This window comes from Bradyrhizobium sp. HKCCYLRH1030, from assembly GCF_051168395.1.
Lineage (GTDB): Bacteria > Pseudomonadota > Alphaproteobacteria > Rhizobiales > Xanthobacteraceae > Bradyrhizobium.
Genome location: NZ_JBNPUY010000006.1, coordinates 177,578 through 203,847, shown reverse-complemented (window position 1 = coordinate 203,847; position 26,270 = coordinate 177,578). Strand labels below are relative to the sequence as shown.

The following is a 26,270-nucleotide window of genomic DNA, read 5'->3' as shown; positions in this document are numbered from 1 at the left end:
TTTCGTCGTCATATGAGAACCTCCTTGGATCCCTGCCCCATTCGCTGGCGGACAACGCAAACAGCCGCCCGGCGTTGCCGGACGGCGCGAGAAAAAACTCCGGAACGATTTTGATGAACGGCTTCGGCGCGCCGTCACGCGATCATTTTGACCGTGGCGCGAGCAGAAGCATGACCGGGACCGCGAATTGCTTGAAGTTGGCCGTGCTGTTCGCCTCGCCAGTCGCGGAGCTGATCAGGCTGGCACTGCCTCTCGCGCCGAACAGCATGCCGCTCACTTGATATTCCTTCTCTCCGCCTGGCGACACTTTCAGGCGCCGTGCATAGAACATGCGCGGCAGCCCGCTGCCCTTGCCGCCCTCGACGCCCAGAATCGTCGTGGTCTGACCCGGCACGCGCTGGTCGAGCAGCTTGACGGTCTGGTCCTGGGAGGCGCGGAATTGCTCGATCGTCATCGTCGTGTTGGGTCCGTAGAGCCGGTAGCTCACCTTCGAGCCAGGGCCGCATTTCGCATCGTCGCACAGGAAGAAGGTCACATCGGTGCCGTTCGGCCGCTGCGGTTTCCAGCCGCCCACGGTGAACGGCAGAGGCGGTGTGGCGACCGACGGCGTCGTCGACGGGGTCTCGGCCCGAGCGGCGCCAACGCCCGTGACGAGCGAGAGTGACACGGACAGGAGAAGCCAGCGCAGGGCGCGCTGAGTGAGAGGCAGCGTCGACATCAAGGCACCGTCGGGATCGAGGAAGTGGCAGGCAGGACGGACGTCAGGGACGATCCGGGAGATGGAGGACGTCCCGCAACCTCGATCACCAATCGGTCGTTTGTGGGTCGGGCCGGGCGAGCGGCCCGACGGAAACGTCACGGGCGCAGCCCGCCGATCAGGCCGCGCGGTCGAGATGGGCGACGAGGCCGGCGAACAGGCCACGGCCGTCGGTGCAGCCCATGATGTCCTCGACGTGATTCTCGGGATGCGGCATCATGCCGAGCACATTCCCGTTCTCGTTGACGATGCCGGCGATGGAATGCGCAGCGCCATTGATGTTGCTGAGGTCGCCGACCTCGCCATCGGCTGAGCAGTAACGATAGAGCACGCGCCCATCGCCATTGAGCCGCTTCAAGGTCTCCTCGTCGGCCGCATAATTGCCCTCGCCGTGAGCGACCGGCACGCGGATGACCTGACCCGCATTGTAGCCGCGGGTGAACGGCGAATCGGAGCGCTCGACCCGCAGATGCACGTCCTTGCAGATGAACTTCAGCTTATCGTTGCGCATCAGCACGCCCGGCAGCAGGCCGGACTCGCACAGGATCTGGAAGCCGTTGCAGACGCCGAGCACCAAGCCGCCCTTGGCGGCGAAATCGCGTACTGCGTCCATCACCGGGGCCCGTGCCGCGATCGCGCCACAGCGCAGATAGTCGCCATACGAGAAGCCGCCGGGCACCACGACGAGGTCGGTGCCCTTCGGCAGCGACGTCTCGGCGTGCCAGACCATCGCAGGCTCATGGCCGGAGATCATGCGCAGCGCGCGGGCCATGTCGCGTTCGCGGTTGATGCCGGGGAAGACGAGGACGGCGGATTTCATGATGCTACGTGTTTGCTCGATAATGATCCCCTCGCAGCGTCGCGAGAGTGTGTGAGTCCGACGAGAGCTCTCTGTTCAACGCTCGCACACCAGCAAGCAGCTCATCGACAGAATGTTCGACACGGACCTGATCACGCGGGATTTCCAGCAGAAGCTCGTAGATCTCGCGGTCGATCACGGCCATTGCCTACCCCAGCAACTCCACCCGGTAATTCTCGATCACCGTATTCGCCAGCAGCTTGTCGGCGGCCGCCTTCAGGGCGGCCTCCGCCTTGGCCTTGTCGGCACCGGCGAGCTCGATGTCGAACACCTTGCCCTGCCGCACGCTGGCGACGCCGTCGACGCCGAGCGATTTCAGGGCGCCCTCGATCGCCTTGCCCTGCGGATCGAGGATGCCGGATTTCAGCGTCACCGTGACACGCGCTTTCACGTCTTGTTCCCTTTTAGCTCTTGACCAGGACCGGGCCGGAGCCCGCCGGGCGCTCGTTCTCGATGAGGATGCCGAGCCGCTTGGCGACCTCGGTATAGGCCTCCAGAAGGCCGCCAAGATCACGACGGAAGCGGTCCTTGTCGAGCTTCTCGTTCGACTTGATGTCCCACAGCCGGCAGGAATCGGGGGAAATCTCGTCGGCGACGATGATGCGCATCATCTCGTTCTCGAACAGCCGGCCGCATTCCATCTTGAAGTCGACCAGGCGGATGCCGATGCCGAGGAAAAGCCCGGTCAGGAAGTCGTTGACGCGAATGGCGAGCGCCATGATGTCGTCGATTTCCTGGGGCGTCGCCCAGCCGAACGCGGTGATGTGCTCCTCCGACACCATGGGGTCGTTGAGCTGGTCGTTCTTGTAATAGAATTCGATGATCGAACGCGGCAGCTGGGTGCCTTCCTCGATGCCGAGGCGCTGCGACAGCGAGCCCGCCGCCACATTGCGGACGACGACCTCGAGCGGCACGATCTCGACCTCGCGAATCAACTGCTCGCGCATGTTGAGCCGGCGGATGAAGTGAGTCGGAACCCCGATGTCGTTGAGGTGCTGAAACAGGTACTCCGAGATCCGGTTGTTGAGGACGCCCTTGCCTTCAATCACCTGGTGCTTCTTGGCATTGAAGGCGGTGGCGTCGTCCTTGAAGTGCTGGATCAGGGTGCCCGGCTCGGGGCCTTCATACAGGACCTTGGCCTTGCCTTCATAAATGCGACGCCGACGGCTCATTGGGATGTACCGTGTTTTGTTGAAATCCATGAAATGGTGGGCTCCGGATGACTTTGGACAGGACCACGACGGAGCTGCCGCGAGGGCCCGGACGGACGGAAACAGAACAAGAACCGGGCCTGTGGGAAACCTATCTCATTGGTGTCCCGAGCACAATCGATCCGGGCCTCGGGAGCGGAGTTTTACCGCCCTTCCCTGCGGCCTCGTACCCGTTGTATTGGCAAGATGTTCCAATTATTTAGGCGTGCGGCCACCGCCCCGCAACCGCCTGCGCGGTTAACCCTCTTCGGCAACACTGGAAGTTCCGACCATGACCACGTTCGACAAGCGCGAGGACGCCTTCGAGAAGCAATTCGCCCATGACGAGGAATTGAAGTTCAAGGCAGAAGCCCGCCGCAACAAGCTGCTCGGCCTGTGGGCAGCCGAAAAGCTCGGCAAGTCCGGCGCTGACGCCGACGCCTACGCCAAGGAGGTCGTCGCGGCCGATTTCGAGGAAGCGGGCGATGCCGACGTGCTGCGCAAGGTGCTGGGAGACCTCACCGCCAAGGGCGCGGCCGTCACCGAGGCGGACGTGCGCGCGAAGATGAGCGAGCTGCTGGTGACCGCCGTGGCGCAGGTCAAGGCGGGACAGTGAGAGGCGAATAGCGAATAGGGAGTAGCGAATAGGGATCTCCTGCCCCTATTCGCTACCCGCAATTCGCTACTCGCTTACTCTTCCTTGAAGCCGTATTCCGGCACGTTGCCGCTGGCGCCGTAATATTTGTACGGCAGGAACTTGCCCGACATCGTGATCTTGACGCGGTCTCCCTTGGCATTGGGCAGGCGCTCCATCACCATGTCGAAATCGATCGCCGACATGATGCCGTCGCCGAATTCCTCCTGGATCAGCTCCTTCCACGCCGGGCCGTTGATCATCACGAGTTCGTAGAAGCGGTAGATCAAGGGATCGGTCGGGGGCATCTGCACGCCCTCGCCGCGCATCGGCGTCTCGTTCAGCATCGCGATCTCGGATTTGGACAGGCCGAACAGCTCGCCGGCGTTCGCCGCCTGCGGCTTGGTCAGCTTCATCTGGCCGAGAACGGCGCCGACAATCAGCACCTCGGAATAGCCGCCGATCTGCTCGCAGATGTATTTCCAGCTCCAGCCCTTCTCGCGCTTGATGTCGAGCAGCTTCTCGGTGAGGTCGGATCGCTTCATGCTTGGTCTCCCTTGTCTTCGTTGATGGGTTTCTTCCGGCTGGGCGTCAGCGGGCGATCGCCTGCGGCGCGTCGTTCTCGACCGGGTTGGACGCGACGATCGTCGGCTCGCTGCGCCCGATCGTCACCACCGGCACCTTGCGCGGGTCGTAATCGGGCGTCTCGGCGGTGAAGGTCCTGCTGCGGCTGACCAGGAAATCGATGATGTGGTTGCGCAGCGCGTAGTACAGCGGATGGCGATGCAGGTCGCCGCGCAGCCGGTCCTTCGGCAGCGGGTTCTCGACGATCTCCGCGAGCACCGCGCCGGGTCCGTTGGTCATCAGCACGATCTTGTCGGCGAGATAGATCGCTTCGTCCACGTCGTGGGTGATCATGAACACGGTCTGCCCGGTCTCGACGCAGATGCGGCGGACCTCGTCCTGCAGGGTGCCGCGCGTCAGCGCATCGAGCGCGGAGAACGGCTCGTCCATCAGCATGATCTTCGGCGTGATCGAGAGCGCGCGGGCAATCCCGACGCGCTGCTTCATGCCGCCGGACAGCTCCGACGGCCGCTTGTGCTCGGAGCCGGACAGGCCGACGAGCTCGATGTATTTCAGCGCATGCGCCTTGACCTTGGCGCGATCCCATTTGCGCCATTTCGACGAGACGGCATAGGCGACGTTGCCGAGCACCGTCCGCCACGGCAGCAGCGCATGGCTCTGGAAGATGACCGCGCGGTCGAGACTCGGACCTTCGATGGCCTGGCCGTCGACGATGACGGCGCCTTCGCTCGGCACGTCGAGGCCGGCAAGAACATTCAGCACCGTGGTCTTGCCGCAGCCGGAATGCCCGATCACGCAGACGAACTCGCCGCGCGCCATCGCGAGCCAGAGATTCTCGAAGATCGTCGTGCTGCGCGCCCCATCATAGCGCTTGGCGATCCCTTCGATGGAGATGAACTTGTCGGTCATAGGAAGGTCTTTCCGTTCCCTCCCCCCTTGTGGGGGAGGGTCAGGGAGGGGGGTCCCCCACGAAGACTCGCGCGTGGGGCACCCCCACCCCTGACCCCTCCCCGCAAGGGGGAGGGGAACGGAGTTGCGCACCTTGCAGCAGTTCGCCTGATCATGCCCTACTCCGGAAACGTCACGAGCCGCGACACGCGGGCCAGGATCTGATCCAGCACCATGCCGACCAGGCCGATCAGCAGGATCGCGATGATCACGTTGGTGATCGAGAGGTTGTTCCACTCGTTCCAGACGAAGTAGCCGATGCCGGTGCCCCCGACGAGCATCTCGGCGGCGACGATGACGAGCCAGGCGATGCCGATCGAGATCCGCATGCCGGTGAGGATCGTCGGCGCCGCAGCCGGCAGGATGACCGTGAAGGCCCGGCGGAAATTCCCGACCTCGAGCGTGCGGGCGACGTTGATCCATTCCTTGCGCACGCTGGCGACGCCGAAGGCGGTGTTGATGAGCATCGGCCACACCGAGCAGATGAAGATCACGAAGATCGCCGACAGGCTGGAATCCTTGATGGTGTAGAGCGCGAGCGGCATCCAGGCGAGCGGCGAGATCGGTTTGAGAATCTGGATGAACGGATCGAGCGCCTTGCTCATCAAGGGCGACATGCCGATCAGGAAGCCGAGCGGGATCGCGACCGCGACTGCGATCAGGTAGCCGAGCATGACCCGCCCGAGCGAGAAGGCGAGCTGGATGCCGAGCCCCTTGTCGTTCGGACCATTGTCGTAGAACGGCCGCCGCAGATGCTCCCACAGCTTGGCACCGACATCGAGCGGCCCGGGCATCGCCGACTTACCCTGCGTGGCCGTCATGCCCATCAGCTTGGCGTATTCCGGGCTCATGTTGGCCGCGGCGCCCGTGCTGCGCGTCGCGATATGCCAGGCGCCGAGGAACACGGCGAGCAGCACGATGGAAACCACGGCGGCGCGGAGGCGAAGAGAGGCGGTCATGCCGGCGCTCCACTCACGGTGTCGTCCCTGCGAACGCAGGGACCCATAACCACCGTCCAGACTTGGTAAAAAAGATCGTCGTCGCCATTCCTGCCACAAGCGAGTTCACGGCGTATGGGTCCCCGCGTTCGCGGGGACGACACCGATGATTTGATCGGCAGCGTCGTGTCCATCGCGATTGTCGCGGCCAGCAGCGTCGCGCCCATTCCTCCCATCACGACGCCTTCTTGATCTTGAAGCTGGCGACGTAGTCGTCCGGCTTGGTCGGATCGAACGGCTTGCCCATCACCGAGAACGATTTGTAGGAGTCCTTCGGCGGCGTCAGGCCCATGTCGGTCATGACCTTGCGGGTGTCGGTGGCGAGATAGATCTGCTCCGCGACCGCCTTGTAGTCGACGTCGCCCTTGATCTGGCCCCAGCGCTTCATCTGCGTCAGCATCCACACCGCGAAGGACTGCCACGGGAACGGATCGAAATCGACGCGCTTCGGATCGGTCTTCACGCCGCCGAGGCCATCGGCGTAGGTGCCGGTCAAGACCTGCTCCATGACGGTCACCGGCGCATTGATGTAATTCGCCGGAGCGATCGCCTCCGCGATCTGCTTGCGGTTCTCAGCCTTCGACGCGTACGCGGTGGCATCGACGATGGCGCGGGTGAGAGCGGCAAAGCTGTTCGGCGCCGTGGTGATGAACTCGCGGCTCGCCGCGAAGCTGCAGCAGGGGTGACCGTCCCAGATCTCCTTCGACAGGATGTGCAGGAAGCCGACGCCGTCAAAGATCGCGCGCTGGCAGATGTTGTCGGGCGCGAGGAAGCCGTCGATATTGTCGGCGCGCAGGTTCGCGACCATCTCCGGCGGCGGGACAGAGCGCAGTTGCACGTCGGTGTCGGGATCGATGCCGTGCTCGGCGAGATAATAGCGCAGGAGATAGTTGTGCATCGAATAGTCGAACGGAATGGCGAACTTCATGCCCTTCCAGTCCTTCGGATTGCGCTTGTCCTTGTGCTTCATCGCAAGCGTAATGCCCTGCCCGTTGATGTTCTCGATCGCGGGCACGGTGAACGGGATCGGCTGTGCACCGAGGCCGAGCGAGATCGCGATCGGCATCGGCGCCAGCATGTGCGAGGCGTCGTATTCCTTGTTGATGGTCTTGTCGCGGATGACGGCCCAGCCGGCGGTCTTGACGACCTCGACGTTCAGCCCGGCCTTGGCATAGAAGCCGAGCGGCGCCGCCATGATGATCGGGGTCGCGCAGGTGATCGGAATGAAGCCGACCTTGATATCCTTCTTCTCGGGCGTGCCCGCTTCGGCGAACGCCTCGGTCGCGGTCTTCAGCGGGAAGAACTGGGACACTGCGGCGAGCGCGGTGGCGGCGCCGACCGACTTCAGAAACGCGCGGCGGGTGGCGGCTTGCGGAAACACCGCGCGCAGCACGGCTGACGCGACCACGTTCTCGTAGCGCTTCTCGGTGGAGTGCGCCACGGGCTCGCAGCGCAGCGCCAGCGCGGCGTGCTCATGTTCGGCCGGCCTGCGATGCTGGCCGCAGATACAACCGGCATTCACGCGTGAATCGGCATCGAACGGATCATCGAAAATCGACATGTGCTGCGCCCCTTTGTCACATCTGCGCTGTCAGCGCCTTCGAACTGCTCATCCGGCCGCATTTTCAGCGGCCGGACGTGCTTAACATGCAGCTTCTATGCCGCCTTGCTGGTCATCGCCGGCATCGGAAGTCCTTCCTCGATCGGCAGCGACGGGTCGCGCGACCACTCGTTCCACGAGCCGAAGTACATCCGCACATCCTTCACGCCGGCGTTCTTCAGCGCCAGGAAGGTGTTCGAGGCCCGTGCGCCCTTGAAGCAGTAGAGATAAACCGGCGTGTCGACCGTGATGCCGACGGTGGCGCATTCGGCGAGGATCTCGTCCTTCGACTTGAAGCGCGGGCCTTCGGCGGTCGGCTTCATCATGCGGTACCATTCGAGCCAGACGGCGCCGGGGATGCGGCCTTTGCGCGGACAGAAATCCTTGCCGTAGGGCGAGGAGGAATCGCCGATCCACTCATCGACATCGCGGACGTCGAGGATCGCGATAGCGGGATTGCCAACCGCCGCCAGCATCGCCTTGGCGTCGATCAGGATGCTGCCCGCCTCCGGCACGATGGCGAACGAGGCCTTGGCCGGCGACGGCACGTCGGTCGTCACCGGCATGCCGGCGGCCACCCAGGCATCGTAGCCGCCATGCAGCACCTTGACCTTGGGATAGCCGAGCATCGTGAGCAGGAAATAGCCGCGGCACGACTGGCCGAAGCCGGAGTTCATCGACTGTTCGTAGACGACGGCGGTCTCGGCGCCCGAAAGGCCGGCGGCGCCGAACGCGTCCGCAAACTTCGTCTTCAGTTCCTCCATGCCTTCCGGTGTGGACGTCGCGAGATAGGTGAAGATCTCGTGGACGTTGACGGCGCCGGGAAGATGTCCCGCGGCGTAGGCATCGGGATTGCGGGTGTCGATCACGACACACGGCTCGGTCTTGGTGAACTCAGCGAGTTCGCCGGCTGTAATCAGAACGTCCGTCATGGCAGGCCTCTCCTGGTTGGGATTTGTTGGTTTGCCGTTCTCGCCGGCGTCAGCCGTCGGCGAGCATCTTGCGGAGCTGCTTGGTCGCGGGAGTCACGATCGCGACGAAATAGGCCTCGCGCAGGCGACGTTCGGCGCGATTGCCCTTGAGGTAGCCGCGGGCTCCGCAATGGAGCATCGCGGCATGAGCCGCAGCGACGCTGGCCTCGCCGGCACGCAGGCGCAGCGCCACGACCTTGCGCCAATAGGTCTCGTCGGGGTTGAACGGATCGCTGGCGAGTTCGGCCGTCTCCTTCGCGAGTTCATCGGCGAGCGCGCTGAAATCGACCGGCTGCTGCGGCAGATAGCGGTTGACGTGGCCGAGCGGCGCCTCGACCTCCTGCATGATCTTGATGCAGTCCTTGATCAGGCCGAGCGCCATGCCGGCCTGCAACATGATGAATCCGGCACGGATCTTCTTGACGAAGGGACCGGCGGGATCGGCCAGGATCAGTTCGTCCGGCACGAACAGGTCGCGAAACTGGATGCCGTAGGTGCCGGTGCCGTCCATCGCCAGGAACGGCTGGCATGGCTGCAGGGTCACCGCCGGATCGGCACAGTCGGCGATGAACATCACGATCTCGCCGGGCGCGTCCTCACGCTCGAAGATCGTACCGAACATGTGGTCCGGCCCGAGGTTCGAGACCCAAGGCAGCACGCCGCGCACGACGTAGCCGCCCTCGACCTTGCGACCCCTGAGCTTGAGCTTCTCGATGCCGAAGAAGCTCTTCATCGGATTGGACAAGCCGGTGCCACCGAGCAACCGGCCGCTGGCGGCGTCGTCGAGAAGACGGCCGACGAGCGCCTTGTTGGGCGAGTTGGCGATGTACCAGACCAGCGTGTTCTGGCACCACGCCATGAAGGCAGAGGCGCCGCAGACCTCACCAATCGCGCCGATGGTGTCGATCGCGCAGTTGAGATCCGCCGCGCCATTTTCCGGCACGTGGCTGCTCCACGCGCCGACCTCGCCGAAGCGGCGGAGCACGTCGGCCGGGTACACCGTCCCGGCGTCGATGCCAGCGGCCAGCGGCGCGAGCTCCTTGCGCGCGATCGCCGTGACCTGCTCCACGGTCGACGGTATGGGCATGACGCCCGCGCCATCGAGCGCCAGATGCTGTCCGAGTGAACCCGAGACTACTGAGTTCATGACGTCCTCCGCTACGCTGACCTCGAGGGCCGCCTCAGATCCCGACCTCGAGATTGACCGGACGCGTGAAGGTGTTGGCGACCGGCGACCACTTCTTGACGTGGTCGATCAGCGCCTTGACCTCCTCCTGCGGAATGCCCTCGCACTCCATGTCGACCTTGACGCGGACATCGGTGAAGCCGACCGGCTTCTCGCTGACGTCGCCGGTGCCCCAGACTGCGGTGATGTTGAGATCACCCTCGAGCTCCAGCTCGAGCTTGTTGACGGTCCAGCCGCGATGCACCGCATTGGCATGCAGGCCGACGGCCAGGCAGGAGCCGAGCGCGGCGAGCGAGGCTTCCGACGGATTTGGCGCAGTGTCGTCACCGAGCAGCCCCGGCGGCTCGTCGACGATGTAGGGCGCGAGGTTGCGGATGTAGTTGGCGTGGCGGAACTTGCCCTCGGCGACGGTCTTGCACTTCAGGGTCTTGATGACCTTGGGGTTGGCCTTGCCGTTGACGATGAGCTGTTCAAGCCCGTTCTTGTCGATGGGTGCGAGGCAGCCCGTCAGCGCCGTCTTCTGAACCACAGCGGTCATCTCATTTCTCTCCCTGGGATGAGGATACCGAACGGTCTGTATCCTGCACGAAGCGTGCCAGAGAGGCCGAAAATCAAAAGCCGAAGTGATCCTCGCGGCTTACGCGATCATTGCGGCAAGTGGCGAGCCGTTGCGTCACCTCCGCTGCCCAAGCGCAGTGCAGAATGCCGCCTTCGGAGATCAAATTGAGCGCAATGCTGCCTCGAGCACATCAGCAGTCTTGCTGACTCACGCGCACAGCGATTAAGCTTGCACGCATGGCAAAGTCAGTTGCGGGCAAACAAACCGGCAAGAAGCAGGCGGTCGCGAGGACGATCTCGGCCGGCGATGACGAATCCGCGCGCGGCCGCCTGCTCGGCGCCGCCACGCGGCTATTCTGCAAGAACGGCATCAATGCCACCGGGATCGATGCGATCATCAGCGAGGCCGGCACCGCGAAGACCACACTCTACAAGCTGTTCGGATCGAAGACCGCGCTGGTCACCGCCGTGCTGGAAAGCGAAGGCAAGCAGTGGCGCGAATGGTTCATCGCGGAGATGGAAAGCGGCGGCGGTGACGCCGAGACCAAGCTGGCACGCATCTTTCCGGCGCTGAAGAGCTGGTTCGGCGAGGAGCGCTTCTACGGCTGCCCCTTCATCAATGCGGTCGGCGAGCACGACAAGGACCAGAAGCAGTTTCGCACCATCGCAATGCGCCACAAGAAAGTGGTGCTGGCGCATATCGAGAAGCTCGCCCGTGAGATGGGCGCTGCCGAGCCGGAGAGCTTCTCGCATCAGCTTGCACTGCTGATCGACGGCGCGATCGTGGCGGCGATGGTGTCGCGCAATCCCGAGGTCGCGGACACCGCCGGGCTGGCGGCGAAGGCGCTGATCGAGCCGGCGAAGCTGAAGGCGGGCCAGCGCAACAGCAAGGCGGCGGGCCCGCAGCTCGCTGCGGTCTGAGCCGCCCTGCCCCGCGAACCGAGCGACAGAACTAGCGGAAATACTCCGTCACCAGCTTCAGGTCCGCCTGATCTGCGCCCGCGCCGTTGAGGCTCGCATCGATGACGCGGCGGCAGGCGGCCACTGCAGCCTCATCGCCGAGCTCGTTGGCCGCTTCGAGCACGTGCCAAGCCGCATCGACCGCCGCGCGGTCCGCAGGCGCCTCGCGATGGCCGAGCCGTTGCTCTCTGCGAAGAGGAAGTCCCATACCCTTCATCCGCGATCACCTCCATCCGTCGCTGCAGGTTCAATAGGCTACGGCGCGCGGCGCGGATGCTTTGCCGCCTTTGCCTGGATTCTTGCGGGACTGATAGAATTCGAGCACGCTGCGCGATGTCAGCGACTGGAGCTTGGCATAGTCACGCTCCAGCTCCTGCAACTCGCCGGCCGTGATGCGGTGGTCGCGGGCGCCGAGGAACGCGAGCGCCATCATCGTATCCCAGGTAAAGCCAAGCGCCTTGGCGAGCATCAGCAGCATCTCGCGGTTGCGGTCGAACAAGGCGCGCTCGACGACGTCGACCGGCAATCCCGACAGCAGCGCGAGGCCGATCGTCACCTCCTCGACCTTGTGCGCGGTCGCATAGCCGGCGATGGTGCTCTCGTGCAGATTGCCGAGGCGGTGCTGGATCGTCACGGTCCGCTTGGCGACGAAGTAGTTGCGCGAGCCGGGTCCGAACTTCGACTGCAGGTCGCCGGCGATGTTGGCGACCGAGCTGTTGATCTCGCCAAGCAGCTCCGGCCGCTCCCCTGCCAGCCGCTTGCCGACATCGTCCGAGGCCTTGGCGATCAGTTGCTGGAACAGATGGCGGGGGATGTCGAGCCGGCGGCCGAGATGCTCGGCGAGAATCGAGTCGTTCTCGGCCCGCTTGACCATGTGCAGGAATCCGGCGCCGGAGAACTGGGCGCCCTGATTGCGCGCCACCGCCGTGGCGACGGCACGGTCGCCGCGCGTCGCCAGCACGTCGGTCACGGCGGGGCTCAACGTCTTTCGTTCGGCGATCGCGAGCAGATGGTCCTGGCTCTTGGTGCTGGCGTTCTCGACCAGCGTGGCGTCATCGAGCCGCTCGGATTCGCGCAACACCGGGCCGGCGACCCAGATCTCGTCGTCGAAGGCGAGCTTGCGGATGACGCTGGCCGGCGAATATTCGATCCTGGCGAGGCGATCCGCGAGCTTGGCGCGCGCTTCGATCTCGATCTCGTCGGCGAGCCGGCCGATCACCTCGCCGAAGGTGGCGATCTCCTCCTCGCAGTAGCGCCCCGCGATCAGCAGGTCGGTCGCATGCCACAGCGCGCGCTCGCGGCTGTCCGCGGTCCCCCGCGCAATCGCATCCTCGAGGTCCCGCAACACGGATCTGGTTTCGTTCATGATGAAAGGCCGCACAGTTGCAACGATGAAAGGGCAATGCGCAGACCATACCGTTCGAACCCGAGCGTTCCGTAACCCGCCGCGTGCGGATTTGACCGGGCATTTTCACTCAAATGCGCACGCGCGCGTTAAGCATGCGGCCGGAGAACAGCTCGCTGCGGGATTGCCGTGCCTCTCCGCATGACTTTTACGGCATGATGCGGAGCGCGCGCGCCTCCGCCTCGGCGACCGAGCGTTCGCGCGATGTCAACGGACACTCGGCGAGAGCCCGGTCGATCAGTTGCATGGCGTCGCGCTCACGACTCTGGTCGAGCATCAGCTCGCCGGCGAAGAAGCTCGCCTCGCAGCGCCGTGCCCGGCGCGTGACGGGAGCACCGCGGTCGGCCGCCGCAAGCACAGCCTCCGTCGTCTCCTGCCCGAGGAAGAGACGGACGATCGGGGCCGGCCATTTGCCCATGTCGAGCCGCTTCGCGTGGTCGGCGAGCTCGCTCCCCAGCCCGGCACGGCGGCGCGCCAGATCCAGCCACAAGGCCGCCTCCGCATTGTGGGGATCGATCTCGCTGAGCCATCTGAAATCGTCCTGCGCCTCCTCCAGGAGACCGGCCTGGAAGCTTGCGATCCCCAGCGCGCGATAGGCCTGCGCGCGGTAGCCGTTGCGACCGAACGCCCGCCCGAAACCCGACCCCGGCTGCGGCTCGCTCTCGCGCAGATCAGGAGCGGCGCGATCGAATGCGGCAAGAAGACCAGCCGAGGACTGCTCGATGACGATCTTGTAGTCGTCGATCGCATGCTCGACGTCTCCCTTGTGGAAGTAGGCGCCGGCGCGTGCGAAACGGGCTTCGATCACCTGCGGCGTCGCCGGCTTGCCGCGCTCGATCACGACAGTGCAGCCGGCGATGCGCTCGTCGGCACCGAGATCGGCCGCCGTCGTGCACCGCTTCGGTGCCGCCGGTTCGGCGCTTGCCGACAAGCCGAAGATCGAGCCGATGATCAACGCACAACACAGAATCGAGCGCCATCGTCGCGTAGCCATGAATGCCCCCTTAGGTCTTGCTCTTGGTGCTGCGATCTAACCAGAACCGATTGGGAGAACCACAATCTGGAATTGCGTTCACAAATCATCGTTCAGCCGGTGTAAACGAGATCGCAGACTCGGGGCCTGCCGGGCGCGGATGAGTTGCGAGGGCCGCGCATGCCACGCGGCAACTCAATCGACGCTTGCGCGTGATGAACGGACGCGCGAAGCCATTGATAGCCGCCACGCGGCTCGCGATGCGACCGTCGGCGACTACTTGGCTGCGGCGATCACCGCCTGCAGCCGCACCAGCTCGGCCTCCAGATTCGCCTCGACATCCGCCGCCTTCACCTCGGTGACGCGATAGTCGCGGCTTTCCAGCCACGCCCGCCTTGCGCTGCGATCAGCGACGACGCCTTCGCTCTCGTCGGGGCCGACCAGCTCGATCGCGAGGCGGTGGATGAAGGAGACGAAGTCGGGGATGTGGCGGCCGACCGGGGTCTGGCGCTTGAACTGGCCGGCGAAGCGGCGGTCGCGCGACAGCGCGTGCCACAGCGCGCGCTCGGCGTCGGTCGGGTTGCGGCGGAGCAGCCGCGCCAGCCCGCGCAGCGAGCCGCGCGAATCCGGCAGGTTGGCCACCGTGCCCTGCTCGGCGATCAGCGCCCGCAGGCGCGTCGCCTGCTCGCTGTCGAGCACGCCGCCCTTGGCCGGCCCCTTGCGCCCCTCGGCGATCGCCATGACCACGCCGTGCAGGGTGTGGATGTCCTGCCGCGACGGCTCCATGCGGAAGAAGATGTTGCGCAGGTTGACCAGCATGGTCTCGCGCTTCTCGGCGGGCCGCAGGAATTCGACCCGGTCGAGCTCGCGCACCAGGTTCTCGAAGAACGCCTCCATCTGTCCCTGGCTGGCGCGCTCCGAGCGTTCGGGCATGGCGAAGGGCAGCGCGCCCGATGTCACCAGCTTGAACCATTCATAGCCCATCAGCAGCACCGCCTGGGCGAGGTTCAGCGAGGCAAAGCCGGGGTTGACCGGGTAGGTGATGATGCGGTTGGCGCGGGCGACCTCCTCGTTGGTGAGCCCCGCCCGCTCGCGGCCGAACAGGATGCCGGCCCGGCCGCCGCCGGCGATCTGGCCCTGCATCTCGCGGGCGGCCGCCTCTGGTCCCATCACCGGCTTGGCCTGGTCGTGGGCTCGGGCGGTGGTCGCGAACACCAGGTCGAGGTCGGCGATCGCCTCCGGCAGGGTGTCGAACAGCCGGACATGATCGATGATGTGGTCGGCCCCGGCCGCCGCCCGCTGGGCGGCGATGTTCGGCCAGCCGTCGCGCGGGTTGACCAGTCGCAGCTCCGACAACGCAAAATTGCCCATGGCGCGCGCGGCCATGCCGATGTTCTCGCCGAGCTGCGGCTCGACCAGGATCACCACCGGCCCTGCGATCTCCACGCCCGCCTTCGTCTTGTCGGTGCCCGACACGCTCAATCCTCGACTTCCAGATCCGGTTGAAGCGCCGATCGCGCCCTGCCCGCTCGTTGGCCCGGCCGATGAGAATTCTCAAGCAAAATAATCGGCTTACGCCTGAATTTTGCAGTTTGCGCGAAACGGCAGGCCGGCCCGCGGCCTGCCGTTGCCCACCGCATGAGCGGGCTGCGAAAATCAGCACCGGACGCATACCGGGTGCGCTTCCGCCCGCGGTGCAGCAGTGCTATGACGCGCTTGATTTCACAAGCGCTTTCCATTCCTGGCGCGCTGTTCCCAAGAAGGCCCCATCGATCATGGCAAAAATCAAGGTGACCAACCCGGTCGTCGAGCTCGACGGCGACGAGATGACCCGGATCATCTGGCAGTACATCAAGGACAAGCTGATCAACCCCTTCCTTGATATCGACCTGATGTATTTCGACCTGGGGATGGAAAGCCGCGACAAGACCAACGACCAGATCACGATCGATGCGGCCAACGCCATCAAGAAGGTCGGCGTCGGCGTGAAGTGCGCCACCATCACCCCGGACGAGGCCCGGGTGAAGGAGTTCGGCCTCAAGGAGATGTGGAAGTCGCCGAACGGCACCATCCGCAACATCCTCGGCGGCGTCGTGTTCCGCGAGCCGATCATCTGCAAGAACGTGCCGCGCCTCGTTCCCGGCTGGACCAAGCCGATCATCATCGGCCGCCACGCCTATGGCGACCAGTACCGTGCCACCGACTTCAAGTTCCCCGGCAAGGGCGTCCTGACGATGAAGTTCGTCGGCGACGACGGCACCGTGATCGAGAAGGAGGTCTTCAAGGCACCCGGCGCCGGCGTCGCGATGGAGATGTACAACCTCGACGAGTCGATCTACGACTTCGCCCGCGCCTCGCTCAACATGGGCCTCGCCAAGAACTACTCGGTCTACCTGTCGACCAAGAACACCATCCTGAAGGTCTATGACGGCCGCTTCAAGGACATCTTCCAGGAGGTGTACGAGAAGGAGTTCAAGGACAAGTTCGAGGCCAAGAAGATCACCTATGAGCACCGCCTGATCGACGACATGGTCGCCGCGGCGCTGAAGTGGTCGGGCGGCTATGTCTGGGCCTGCAAGAACTATGACGGCGACGTGCAGTCCGACACCGTGGCGCAGGGCTACGGCTCGCTCGGCCTGATGACCTCGGTGCTGATGACCCCGGACGGCCAGACCGTCGAGGCCGAGGCGGCCCACGGCACGGTGACCCGCCATTTCCGCGAGCACCAGAAGGGCAAGGAGACCTCGACCAACTCGATCGCCTCGATCTTCGCCTGGACCCGCGGCCTGTCGCACCGCGCCAAGCTCGACAACAATGCCGAACTGGCGAAGTTCGCCGCCACCCTGGAGAAGGTCTGCGTCGACACCGTCGAGTCCGGCTACATGACCAAGGACCTCGCGCTCCTGGTCGGCGCCGATCAGCGCTGGCTCTCGACCACCGGCTTCCTCGACAAGATCGCCGAGAACCTGACCAAGGCGATGGCGGCGTAAGTTTCCCCACTTTCGCCTTCTGGTTTCGTCACCTATCAACGGGCCGCGCTACAAGCGTGGCCCGTTTCTGTTTCACTCCTGCTGTCGAGGAACCTGATCATGCGCTTGACCTCATCGCTCGCCCTGCTGTTGCTCGGGGCCCAGATCGGCTCCTCCTACGCTGCAGAGACCACGATTCCCGACGCGCTGATCGCCGCCGGCGAAAAGGCCGTGCTGACGCTGCATGCCGAAGGCGCGCAGGTCTACGACTGCAAGACCGACAAGGACGGCAAGCTCGCCTGGACCTTTCGCGAACCGATCGCCAGTCTGTTCGAGGACGGCAAGACTGTCGGTCGGCACTACGCCGGCCCGAGCTGGGAGCACCAGGACGGCTCGATCGTCGGCGGCCGCGTCCAGGGCACCGCCATCGGGGCCACCGACAACGACATCCCCTGGCTGAAGCTCGCCGTCGTCTCCCACCGCGGCAGCAAGGGCGTGCTGTCGGACGTCACCACCGTGCAGCGGATCAACACGTCGGGCGGCAAGCTGGAGGGCGCCTGCGAGACCGCCGGGCAACTCCGCAGCGTGGCCTATTCCGCGGACTACGTGTTCCTGCAGAAGCAGTAAGGCTGCTCACGCCTCGCGATAATCCAGCAGGATCAGCCCGACCAGCACGAAGGCCACCGGCCAGACCCAGGCGGCGGCGCGGCTGATGCGGCCGTCCAGGCGCAGCTCGAGCCAGCGCGCCCAGCCGGCGATGATGCCGCACAGCGCCAGCGGCGTGTGGCTCATCTCGATCAGGAGCTGATCCTTGATGTTGGCGATGGCGTGCGAATGGGTCAGCAGCAGCGCGCCGCCGGCGGCGACCGTCAGCGGAAACACCAGCGCCGCCCGCCCCGCCTGTTGCCCGCGCAGCCGCACCCGCCATTCGAACAGGCCGAACAGGACGATCAGCACCACGAACAGCCGGTGCTGCGCCACTTCGGGATCGCGCAGCGACGCGAAGAAGCCGATCGGGCCGAGCGGCCAGGCCATCTCGTCGGCGCGGAGAAACAGGAACGCCGCCATCACCAGGAACAGCAACGGCCAGTGCCGCGCGAAGCCGCCCCACGCGAAGCGTTCGATCAGCGCCAGCAGGCCGATCAGCACGACGAAGATGCCGGCCCAATGGTGGTTGTATTCCGACCAGGCGATATCGGCGGCGCTGCGCGGCAGGATCACGCCCTCGCCCGGCACGTAGGCTTGCGGCGCCGTCACCCGCAGCGCGTCGGCGGCGTCGATCCTCGCCTGCAACTGCGAGATCGTGAGCTGGTCGACCGAGGGGCTGGTCAGCCGCGGCCGTTGCGGCGCGGCGCGCTCGACGATCTCGGCCCAGTTCAGGCGGTCCTGACTGAGGTCGATGCCCGGCGGCAGCGAGGTCAGCGAGCCCGCCGTCAGGAGCACCGTCAACCCGATGCCGAGTTCGACCTCGACGAAGCGCTTCATCCGCAGCAGCGGCGCTGCGGGATCACGGCGACGCAGGCGCTCCACGGCCAGGAAATTGCCCGCCCCGAGCGCGAGCAGCATCAGCAGCATCGCGACCTTGGCCGAGGTCATCACACCATAGGCCGTACCGTAGATCGCCGCGAACGAGCCGAGATAGGCGATCGCCATCACGGTGCCGCCGATCACGATGGCTGCCACCGAGACCATCGACATCAACGAGTAGCGCCGTCCGATTCTGCGCAGATCGTCATCCGCCTTGCAGCCGTTCAGCGCCATCAGGAAATACGGCAGGCCGCCGATCCAGACGCCGGCGCCGAGCATGTGAAGGAAGTCGGCGGCGAGCAGCGGCCAGCGCACCTCGAGCCGGCTCGCCGCGTGCGTCAGGTTGAGCTGCAGCAGCAGCGCTGAGACGGCCAGCACGGTCAGCGTCAGGACGCGCCAGGCGGCCCAGCTGCCGGTCCGGGCGAGCACGGCGATGCCGAGCGCGCACGCGGCAACAGCCAGGCCGGAGCGCGCGAAATCCGCGCTCGCCGCCGCGCCGAGCGACAGATCGAGCGTCCCGATCAGCGCGCCCATGTTGACTGCGAGCGAAGCCAGCTCGACCGCGAACCAGCCGAATGCGCTTCGGCGCAGGAAGCGCTGGCCGCGCTTCCCGACCACGATCGCGTCAGCGGACAGCCTTTGCTGTAGCGGGCGCAGCAGCAACAGCAGAAATGCCAAGCCGCCGATGGTGAACGACTGTGCCAGCAGGGTCAGGCCGCGCAGCACCACCGAGAGATAGCCGAAGATGTCGAGCAACAGCGACACGGCTAGCGCACGTTGAAAGGAATGTCGCCGCGGGTGATGTGGCCATCGACGCTGAGCACCTGCCATTGCAGGTGCCAGGCGCCAGGGCTGAGCGCCTTGGCCTCGGCGTCGATCTCGTCGGCCGGCGCATCGACTGCCGGAGTAAGCGCCTGCTCGGCACCGTCGGGCGCGCGCAGCTTCAGCCGCGAGCGGGCGTGATCGATGCGGCTGTTGAAGCGCAGCCGGATCATTGTCGCCTGCGTCTCGATGGTGCCACCCGCCGCGGGCTGCGACGAGACGATGATGGCATGGGCCGAGGCGGCGCCGGGAACGCCCAGAAGCAGCGCGGCAAGGGTCGGCAGGTGGCGGAAGCGGATGACGGACGGCATGGGACGCGCGGGCGGCGGAGGCTGCGGCAGGAACGTTCGGGCTGGATCGGGGCGAACAAAACTCGACCGTTCTAATCTAAGCGACCTTCCTGTTCCCCACGTAGCCACAAACGCGTGACCGGGGCCGGCCGGCACCTCCGGCAGCGGCACGAGGCCCCGGCCCTGCCCACAGGGCATCCCGGAACAGCGAAATTTAGGGTCGAATCATCAAGCACTTCGCTGTATGCCTCGCCGCATCATTGCCGTCCGTCGGTTGTCGGGACCCTTCCGCCCCCGGACCAACATTGCCTGATCCCGAGGAACGCCTAAGGAAACCGTCATGCCCGCCTATCGCTCCCGCACCTCCACCCATGGCCGCAACATGGCCGGCGCCCGCGGCCTGTGGCGCGCCACCGGCATGACCAACGAGGATTTCGGCAAGCCGATCATCGCCGTCGTCAACTCCTTCACCCAGTTCGTGCCCGGCCATGTCCACCTCAAGGACCTCGGCCAGCTGGTCGCCCGCGAGATCGAGAAGGCCGGCGGCGTCGCCAAGGAGTTCGACACGATCGCCGTCGACGACGGCATCGCGATGGGCCATGACGGCATGCTCTACAGCCTGCCGTCGCGCGAGCTGATCGCCGACAGCGTCGAATACATGGTCAACGCGCACTGCGCCGACGCCATGGTCTGCATCTCCAACTGCGACAAGATCACGCCCGGCATGCTGATGGCCGCGATGCGCCTCAACATCCCCGCGGTATTCGTCTCCGGCGGCCCGATGGAGGCCGGCAAGGTCAACATCGAAGGCAAGCTGCGCAAGGTCGACCTGATCGACGCGATGATCGTGGCCGCCGACGACAAGGTGTCGGATGCCGATGTCGAGGTGATGGAGCGCTCGGCCTGCCCGACCTGCGGCTCCTGCTCGGGCATGTTCACGGCGAATTCGATGAACTGCCTGACCGAGGCGCTCGGCCTGTCGCTGCCCGGCAACGGCTCGGTGCTGGCGACCCATGCCGACCGCCGCGGCCTGTTCGTCGAGGCCGGTCATCTCGTCGTCGACCTCGCCCGCCGCTATTACGAGCAGGACGATGCGTCCGTGCTCCCCCGCAACATCGCCAACTTCAAGGCGTTCGAGAACGCGATGAGCATGGACATCGCGATGGGCGGCTCGACCAACACCGTGCTGCATCTGCTCGCCGCCGCCCATGAGGGCGAGATCCCGTTCACCATGACCGACATCGATCGCCTCTCGCGCAAGGTCCCCTGCCTGTGCAAGGTCGCGCCGGCCGTGGCCGACGTGCACATGGAGGACGTGCATCGCGCCGGCGGCGTGATGGGCATCCTCGGCGAGCTCGCCCGCGCCGGCCTGCTGCACACCGAATTGCCGAGCGTGCATTCGGCCTCGCTGGCAGCAGCGCTGGAGCGCTGGGACGTCCGCCAAACGTCGAGCGAGAGCGTGAAGGACTTCTACATGGCCGCCCCCGGCGGTGTGCCGACGCAGGTGGCGTTCAGCCAGGACCGCCGCTATCAGGAGCTCGATCTCGATCGCGAGAAGGGCTGCATCCGCGACCTCGCGCATGCCTATTCCAAGGATGGCGGCCTCGCGGTGCTGACCGGCAACATCGCGCGCGACGGCTGCATCGTGAAGACCGCGGGCGTCGATGCCTCGATCCTGAAGTTCTCGGGTCCTGCGCGCGTGATGGAGAGCCAGGACGCCGCGGTCGAAGCGATCCTGACCAACAAGATCAAGGCCGGCGACGTCGTCGTCATCATCTATGAGGGCCCGCGCGGCGGCCCGGGCATGCAGGAGATGCTGTATCCGACCAGCTATCTGAAGTCGAAGGGCCTCGGCAAGGCCTGTGCACTGATCACCGACGGCCGCTTCTCCGGCGGCACCTCGGGGCTGTCGATCGGCCACGTCTCGCCGGAAGCCGCCGAGGGCGGCCTGATCGGCCTGGTGCAGGACGGCGACCGCATCGAGATCGACATTCCCAGCCGCACCATTCATCTCGCAGTGTCCGACGAGGAGCTCGCCAACCGCCGCGCCGCGATGGAGGCGAAGGGCGATCAAGCCTGGAAGCCGAAGACGCGCGCCCGCAAGGTCTCGACCGCGCTGAAGGCCTACGCCGCGTTCGCGTCGAGCGCCGCCAAGGGCGCGGTGCGGATCGTCAAGGAGTAAGACCGATCTGTTCGGTCGGCAGCACCGGTCCTTTCCGACCGGTTGCTGCGGCCGGCGGCCGCGGCCTCACCATAGACTTCCTCGTCTCGCTCTCGTCCTGCGAACAGCCATGCCGCACTTCGTTGTTGCCCACTGACGACAGCGGGTTCAGGCTCCCTTCATCGACAATGAGCGCGTCAGCCACAATGCACGCGCCAGGCCCTGGGAAGGATCGCCATGCTGAACCGCCGCAGCCTGCTGCTCGCCTCGCTTGCCGCCGGAGTGACGATGACCACGACAGCCGCCCGCGCCAAGCCGGCGCAACCTTCGACCCCGGTCGATTTCGACGTGCCGGCGCAAGCCTGCGACTGCCACACCCATATCCACGGTGATCCGAAACAATTCCCGTTTGCAGCGAACCGCGTCTACACGCCGGAGCCGGCCCTGCCCGAGGAGATGGCGGCGCTGCACAAGGCCCTGCACATCCAGCGCGTGGTGATCGTGACGCCAAGCGTCTACGGCACCGACAACTCCGCGACGCTGTACGGGATGAAGGCGCGCGGCAATGACGCGCGCGGCGTCGCCGTCATCGACGACAAGACCACCGAGGCGCAATTGGATGCCATGCATGCCGAGGGCTTCCGCGGCATCCGCCTCAATCTCGCGACCGGTGGCATCAATGACCCCAATGTCGGCCGCGCCCGCTTCCAGGCCGCGCTCGAGCGGATGAAGGCGCGGGGCTGGCACGTCCAGCTCTACACCAACACGGCGATGATCGCGGCCATCAAGGACCTCGTGATGCAATCGCCCGTGCCGGCCGTGTTCGACCATTTCGGCGGCGCGCAGGCCGATCTCGGCCTCGGGCAGCCGGGCTTTGCCGATCTGGTCGAGCTCGTCCGCAGCGGCAAGGCCTATGTGAAGATCTCCGGCGCCTACCGCGCCTCGACCCGCGGTCCCGACTACACCGATGTGATCCCGTTCGCGAAGGCCCTGATCGAAGCCAACCCGGACCGCATCGTCTGGGGCACCGACTGGCCCCACCCGGATTCGTCGCCGCATCCCGAACTGAAGGTCACGGATATCAGGCCCTTCTATCCGATCGACGACGGCCGCCTGATGAACCAGCTCCCGGTCTGGGCGCCGGACGCCGCGGTCCGCAAGAAGATCCTGGTCGATAATCCGGCGAAGCTGTACGGGTTTTGATGGCGTTGTTAGTCCGTAGGGCGGGTTAGCGCAGCGTAACCCGCCGCACGACGCTACGCCGCCCTGAAGGCCTACGCCGCGTTCGCCTCAGGCGCCGCGAAGGGCGCCGTGCGCGTGGTGAGGGATTGAGCCTTTAGCCCGCAGGACGGACAAGGCATCTGCCTTCGCTCGACAGAGTGAAGGGAGATGCGTGCCCGCCGTCCTACTATGAGGTCGATTACTACGACCGACGGGCGGTGGGCACGGCGCGTCCGCGACACTCCGCACCAGCCCTTACTCAATCTGAAATTGCATTCCACTCGTGATGGCTGATTCAGATCAACGCCCGATCTAGCGCCGTGCCGATACTGCGTCAGCATAGGGCCGCACGTGTCCCGGCGGTCACGCCCGGCCCGCATGGATGGGAGACGATCATGTCACAAAAGCCGCTCCTCGACGAGCCGCGCCTCGCCTACCAGATCATCGTCACTGCGCCGGGCACGAAATCGCAGAACTGGCACGGCGTGCTGTACGATCAGAAAGGCGAGCCCGTGACGATCGCCGCCGGCGCGACGGTCAAGACCGGCGTCGGCGTGTTCGTCGGCGTCCCCGAGGACCGTCCTTTCCATCCCTTTGGTGCGATCCACGCCGACACCATTGCCTGGATGAAGACGGCGCAGGGCAACGTCATCATGGACACCGAACCCTGGGCCTACCGGCTTCATGTCGGCGCGGAAGGCTCCAAGAACGAAGGCTGGCAGGGCGAGCTGCTGCATGGTCGGGGTGTGGTCGGGCCCCAGCCCGGCAAGTTTGAAACGCCGATGGGACCGTTCATCTGGTTGGAACGGACTCACCCCTGGGGCCTCGGCGGCTGGTTCCACGCATCCTGGTCGGCGGCCCAACGACAGGCACCGGCCAAACAAAGCGGCGCGGCCTGAGACGCGCGCGGTTGTCGCGCCTGGGTTTCCATCTGACGGCTCAATCCGCCGGCTCAGAACTTGTATGTGGCAGGTTGTTCGCGCGCCTCTGCCTAATCTACGTACTATCGTTGTGGCCCAGCGAGCTTCGGTGTCGTTGTCCGAAGCTCCAATGCTGCCGCTCCGGCTTCGCGGAACGACACCAGCCGGCGCTGCGACTCGTCCCACAGCACCAGCCGGACGCAGCGCAGGCTCTCGGGCAGCGTGATGCGGCCGATCTCGCGCAGCTCGGGATGATCGCGCAGCACCACCGGCAGCCGGTAATAGGGAATCCGGCTCGAGAGATGGTGGACGTGGTGGATGCCGATATTGGCGGTGAGCCAGTGCAGCCATGCCGGCAGGTCGTAATGTGAGCTGCCGTAGAGCGCGGCCTGCTGCTGCGTCCAGCGCTCGCTCCGCTCCCAGACGGTGTGCTCGAACTGATGCTGGACATAGAACAGCCACACCCCGGCCATGGCGGCGAGCAGCATGATCGGGAGATGCACGACCAGGAACGCCTGGATGCCGATCAGCCACACCAGCCCGGCGACGATCAGGGCGATGCCGAAATTGGTCGCCATCGTGCTGACCCAGGGCGACCAGCCGGCGCGCATGAGGCCGAACGGCAGGCGGTGCTGCAGGAAGAACAGGTAGGCGGGTCCGGCGACGAACATGACCAGCGGGTGGCGGTACAGCCGGTAGCGCAGACGGCCCCAGGTCGATCGCGCCTGATATTCCCGCACCGTCAACGTATCGATGTCGCCGATGCCGCGCCGGTCGAGGTTGCCGCTGCTGGCGTGGTGGATCGCGTGGGTGCGCCGCCACCAGTCGTAAGGTGTCAGGGTCAGCACGCCGAGGACGCGGCCGACCCAGTCGTTCGCCTGACGCCCGGCGAAGAAGGTGCCGTGGCCGCAATCGTGCTGGATCATGAACAGGCGCACCAGGAAGGCGCCAGCAGGAATCGCGATGAGCAACGACGCCCAGGCATGGCCGAGCGAGAATGCGAACCAGGCTGCCGCCCACAGCGCCACCAGCGGCACCGCCGTGATCACCAGCTCGGTGACGCTGCGGACGCGGTTTGGCGTGCGATAGCTGCTGAGAATCTGCATCCAGTAGCGGGCGTCGGCCGCCGCGCGGCCCTCGTCGTCGCCGGCGCGCAGCGTGGCGCGGTCCTTGGGCGGCACAGTCGCCATCGCGACTGGCTGATCGAACTGCAATGTCGTCTCCACCTTGTGTTCTTGGCGATCGCGCATGGCGCGACCGCGGCCAAATGGACCCCTGCGCAGCGCCGAACGGGCTGCAGGAGTTCGAAATCACGAGCTTTCGTCGGTTTAACCGCCGTCGAAGCCAAATGGTTCATCGTGCGCCCGGCGATGAACCGCTCTGGACGAGAAAGTCTGGGATGCGGACGCCCGTCAGGAGACGGGTAAAGAGCGCGTGCGGCGGATCAATGAAACTTAACCCGTCGAACGCCTCATTGCTAGGAGAGGACGGGTTACGATCCGTTAATCCGCCCGATGAAATGCCGCTTCGATTGTGCACCGCGTTCCCTTCACCCCGTCCCGCGCGAGGCATCCTGCGCCACGGCGCCCTCGTGACGCGAGGTGGAGAAAATGTCCCAGATTGCGATGAACATTGCCGCGATCACGGGCCCGATGACGAACCCGTTGAGGCCGAATGCCTCGATCCCGCCCAATGTCGAAATCAGCACCACATAGTCGGGCATCTTGGTGTCCTGTCCGACCAGGATCGGACGCAGGACATTGTCGACGAGGCCGATGACGAGGGCGCCATAGGCGATCAGGACCACGCCCTGCCAAATCGATCCGGTGGCCAGGAGATAGAGCGCGACCGGAAACCAGACGAGGCCCGCTCCCACTGCCGGAAGCAGGGACAGGAAGGCCATCACGACCGCCCACAGCAGGGGCGCGTTGATGCCGAGGAACCAGAACATCAGGCCGCCCAGCGCGCCTTGCGCCAGAGCGACGAGCAGACTGCCCTTCACCGTCGCGCGGATGACCACCGTGAATTTGCGCAGCAGCGCATCGCGTTGCTCCGGGCGCAGGGGAATGGCGCTCTTGATGCGCTCCGATAGCGTCTCTTCGTCACGCAGCAGGAAGAACAGCAGATAGACCATGATGAACAGATTGACGAAGACCTCGAATGTCCCCTGACCGATCGTGAGCGCCTGGCTCGCAATGACCTCGCTGCCCTTCAGCAGGCCAGCTGACAGCTTGTCCTTCATTCCGGCGAGGCTGCCGAGCCCGAAGCGGTTGAGCAGATCGACCACCCATGTCGGAAGCGCGGCCAGCATCTTCCGAAAGTACTGTCCGATGTCGAGCTGACCGGACTGCATCTGTTTGTAGACTCCGGAGGCCTCCTGCGCCAGCGACGCCCCGATCAGTGACAGCGGAAGGATGACGATCACGACGAAGATCAACACCACGACGGCCGCCGCCAGGCCGTGTCGGCCGTGCATCGATCGCGACAGCCAGCGGTGCAGCGGAACGAAGACGATGACGCCGATGACGCCCCACAGAACCGCGCCGTAGAACGGCAGCAGGATCCACCCGAACATCAGCGATATCGCGACGAGCAAGAGAAGCAGGGCTCGGTCTTCGAGGCTACGCATCTGGCTTTCCTATCGGACCGGGACCGTGAGTTGGACCGTTCCTTCCTCCACGGCGGACGGTTTGCCGCCTGGTCGCGAGATGGTCAACGTTCGAATTCGGCTTTGGC

27 protein-coding genes are annotated in these 26,270 nt (G+C 65.4%); 7 read left to right on the top strand and 20 right to left on the bottom strand.

Translation table 11 applies throughout. The annotated features are described in order from the left end of the window. Positions 1–142 precede the first annotated feature (142 nt). From ACQR1E_RS19315 to purC, 5 genes are all read right to left on the bottom strand, one after another. Positions 143–718 carry a hypothetical protein gene (locus tag ACQR1E_RS19315; protein ID WP_316185389.1) on the bottom strand — a complete coding sequence of 192 codons (576 nt, stop codon included), beginning with the start codon at positions 716–718 and terminating at the stop codon, positions 143–145. A 157-nt stretch (positions 719–875) separates the two neighbouring features. Further along, the gene (gene purQ / locus ACQR1E_RS19310; protein ID WP_315714844.1) at positions 876–1,577 is read right to left on the bottom strand and encodes a phosphoribosylformylglycinamidine synthase subunit PurQ; all 702 of its coding nucleotides are present in this window, start codon (positions 1,575–1,577) and stop codon (positions 876–878) included. A 4-nt stretch (positions 1,578–1,581) separates the two neighbouring features. Then, entirely contained in the window at positions 1,582–1,761 is a 180-nt protein-coding gene (locus tag ACQR1E_RS19305; protein ID WP_434862768.1) for a hypothetical protein, read from the bottom strand. Between the two features lie 3 nt (positions 1,762–1,764). Beyond that, on the bottom strand, positions 1,765–2,007 hold the full coding sequence (gene purS / locus ACQR1E_RS19300) for a phosphoribosylformylglycinamidine synthase subunit PurS (protein ID WP_315706343.1): 243 nt from the start codon (positions 2,005–2,007) through the stop codon (positions 1,765–1,767). A 13-nt stretch (positions 2,008–2,020) separates the two neighbouring features. Continuing rightward, positions 2,021–2,788 (bottom strand): phosphoribosylaminoimidazolesuccinocarboxamide synthase, encoded by a 768-nt coding sequence (purC, locus tag ACQR1E_RS19295; RefSeq protein ID WP_016843454.1) that lies wholly within the window; start codon positions 2,786–2,788, stop codon positions 2,021–2,023. Positions 2,789–3,098: 310 nt separating this feature from the next. Here purC and ACQR1E_RS19290 point away from each other — a divergent pair, with 310 nt between their 5' ends. Beyond that, a complete protein-coding gene (locus ACQR1E_RS19290) occupies positions 3,099–3,422 on the top strand; it encodes a DUF1476 domain-containing protein (protein ID WP_315714845.1) in 324 nt (107 codons plus the stop codon). Between the two features lie 74 nt (positions 3,423–3,496). Here ACQR1E_RS19290 and cynS read toward each other — a convergent pair whose 3' ends face one another. From cynS to ACQR1E_RS19255, 7 genes are all read right to left on the bottom strand, one after another. Next, on the bottom strand, positions 3,497–3,985 hold the full coding sequence (gene cynS, locus ACQR1E_RS19285) for a cyanase (RefSeq protein WP_315749292.1): 489 nt from the start codon (positions 3,983–3,985) through the stop codon (positions 3,497–3,499). Between the two features lie 46 nt (positions 3,986–4,031). Beyond that, positions 4,032–4,934 (bottom strand): ABC transporter ATP-binding protein, encoded by a 903-nt coding sequence (locus ACQR1E_RS19280; protein ID WP_315749291.1) that lies wholly within the window; start codon positions 4,932–4,934, stop codon positions 4,032–4,034. 158 nt (positions 4,935–5,092) lie between these two features. Beyond that, positions 5,093–5,932, bottom strand: a complete 840-nt coding sequence (gene ntrB, locus ACQR1E_RS19275) for a nitrate ABC transporter permease (RefSeq protein WP_315749290.1) — start codon at positions 5,930–5,932, stop codon at positions 5,093–5,095. A 214-nt stretch (positions 5,933–6,146) separates the two neighbouring features. Continuing rightward, positions 6,147–7,532, bottom strand: coding sequence for a CmpA/NrtA family ABC transporter substrate-binding protein (locus ACQR1E_RS19270; RefSeq protein WP_434862769.1), 1,386 nt, complete (start codon positions 7,530–7,532; stop codon positions 6,147–6,149). 95 nt (positions 7,533–7,627) lie between these two features. Then, a complete protein-coding gene (locus ACQR1E_RS19265; protein ID WP_315714850.1) occupies positions 7,628–8,503 on the bottom strand; it encodes a sulfurtransferase in 876 nt (291 codons plus the stop codon). Between the two features lie 49 nt (positions 8,504–8,552). Beyond that, positions 8,553–9,689 carry an acyl-CoA dehydrogenase family protein gene (locus ACQR1E_RS19260; RefSeq protein WP_434862770.1) on the bottom strand — a complete coding sequence of 379 codons (1,137 nt, stop codon included), beginning with the start codon at positions 9,687–9,689 and terminating at the stop codon, positions 8,553–8,555. Positions 9,690–9,723: 34 nt separating this feature from the next. Further along, positions 9,724–10,266, bottom strand: a complete 543-nt coding sequence (locus tag ACQR1E_RS19255; protein ID WP_315714851.1) for an OsmC family protein — start codon at positions 10,264–10,266, stop codon at positions 9,724–9,726. Positions 10,267–10,523: 257 nt separating this feature from the next. On the opposite strand from ACQR1E_RS19255, the gene ACQR1E_RS19250 reads away from it, so the two are divergent. After that, the gene (locus ACQR1E_RS19250) at positions 10,524–11,207 is read left to right on the top strand and encodes a TetR/AcrR family transcriptional regulator (protein ID WP_434897440.1); all 684 of its coding nucleotides are present in this window, start codon (positions 10,524–10,526) and stop codon (positions 11,205–11,207) included. Positions 11,208–11,238: 31 nt separating this feature from the next. Here ACQR1E_RS19250 and ACQR1E_RS19245 read toward each other — a convergent pair whose 3' ends face one another. The 4 genes from ACQR1E_RS19245 to ACQR1E_RS19230 form a co-directional block, all read right to left on the bottom strand. Then, positions 11,239–11,454: a hypothetical protein gene (locus ACQR1E_RS19245; protein ID WP_315714853.1), complete on the bottom strand. Its 216-nt coding sequence runs from the start codon at positions 11,452–11,454 to the stop codon at positions 11,239–11,241. Positions 11,455–11,493: 39 nt separating this feature from the next. Next, positions 11,494–12,612, bottom strand: a complete 1,119-nt coding sequence (locus ACQR1E_RS19240) for a DUF2336 domain-containing protein (RefSeq protein ID WP_315714854.1) — start codon at positions 12,610–12,612, stop codon at positions 11,494–11,496. 187 nt (positions 12,613–12,799) lie between these two features. Continuing rightward, positions 12,800–13,645, bottom strand: coding sequence for a hypothetical protein (locus tag ACQR1E_RS19235; protein WP_315714855.1), 846 nt, complete (start codon positions 13,643–13,645; stop codon positions 12,800–12,802). A 255-nt stretch (positions 13,646–13,900) separates the two neighbouring features. Next, the gene (locus ACQR1E_RS19230) at positions 13,901–15,100 is read right to left on the bottom strand and encodes a TrmJ/YjtD family RNA methyltransferase (RefSeq protein WP_315749285.1); all 1,200 of its coding nucleotides are present in this window, start codon (positions 15,098–15,100) and stop codon (positions 13,901–13,903) included. Positions 15,101–15,399: 299 nt separating this feature from the next. Here ACQR1E_RS19230 and ACQR1E_RS19225 point away from each other — a divergent pair, with 299 nt between their 5' ends. Beyond that, positions 15,400–16,614 carry an NADP-dependent isocitrate dehydrogenase gene (locus ACQR1E_RS19225; protein ID WP_315714857.1) on the top strand — a complete coding sequence of 405 codons (1,215 nt, stop codon included), beginning with the start codon at positions 15,400–15,402 and terminating at the stop codon, positions 16,612–16,614. Positions 16,615–16,713: 99 nt separating this feature from the next. Next, positions 16,714–17,220 (top strand): DUF3455 domain-containing protein, encoded by a 507-nt coding sequence (locus ACQR1E_RS19220; protein ID WP_315826318.1) that lies wholly within the window; start codon positions 16,714–16,716, stop codon positions 17,218–17,220. Positions 17,221–17,226: 6 nt separating this feature from the next. Here the strand turns inward: ACQR1E_RS19220 and ACQR1E_RS19215 are convergent, their stop codons facing one another. Then, complete coding sequence (locus ACQR1E_RS19215) at positions 17,227–18,885, bottom strand: copper resistance D family protein (RefSeq protein ID WP_434897439.1); 1,659 nt, start codon at positions 18,883–18,885, stop codon at positions 17,227–17,229. Positions 18,886–18,887: 2 nt separating this feature from the next. Further along, positions 18,888–19,253 (bottom strand): copper resistance CopC family protein, encoded by a 366-nt coding sequence (locus tag ACQR1E_RS19210; protein WP_316176612.1) that lies wholly within the window; start codon positions 19,251–19,253, stop codon positions 18,888–18,890. A 319-nt stretch (positions 19,254–19,572) separates the two neighbouring features. Between ACQR1E_RS19210 and ilvD the strand changes: the two genes are divergently transcribed. From ilvD to ACQR1E_RS19195, 3 genes are all read left to right on the top strand, one after another. Further along, on the top strand, positions 19,573–21,414 hold the full coding sequence (ilvD, locus tag ACQR1E_RS19205) for a dihydroxy-acid dehydratase (protein ID WP_434897438.1): 1,842 nt from the start codon (positions 19,573–19,575) through the stop codon (positions 21,412–21,414). 216 nt (positions 21,415–21,630) lie between these two features. Continuing rightward, on the top strand, positions 21,631–22,596 hold the full coding sequence (locus ACQR1E_RS19200; RefSeq protein WP_316194575.1) for an amidohydrolase family protein: 966 nt from the start codon (positions 21,631–21,633) through the stop codon (positions 22,594–22,596). Positions 22,597–23,009: 413 nt separating this feature from the next. Further along, positions 23,010–23,513: a hypothetical protein gene (locus tag ACQR1E_RS19195; RefSeq protein ID WP_316170537.1), complete on the top strand. Its 504-nt coding sequence runs from the start codon at positions 23,010–23,012 to the stop codon at positions 23,511–23,513. Between the two features lie 104 nt (positions 23,514–23,617). Here ACQR1E_RS19195 and ACQR1E_RS19190 read toward each other — a convergent pair whose 3' ends face one another. Next, positions 23,618–24,784 (bottom strand): fatty acid desaturase, encoded by a 1,167-nt coding sequence (locus ACQR1E_RS19190; protein WP_410052605.1) that lies wholly within the window; start codon positions 24,782–24,784, stop codon positions 23,618–23,620. A 299-nt stretch (positions 24,785–25,083) separates the two neighbouring features. Then, entirely contained in the window at positions 25,084–26,163 is a 1,080-nt protein-coding gene (locus tag ACQR1E_RS19185) for an AI-2E family transporter (protein WP_434897437.1), read from the bottom strand. Between the last annotated feature and the right edge of the window lie 107 nt (positions 26,164–26,270).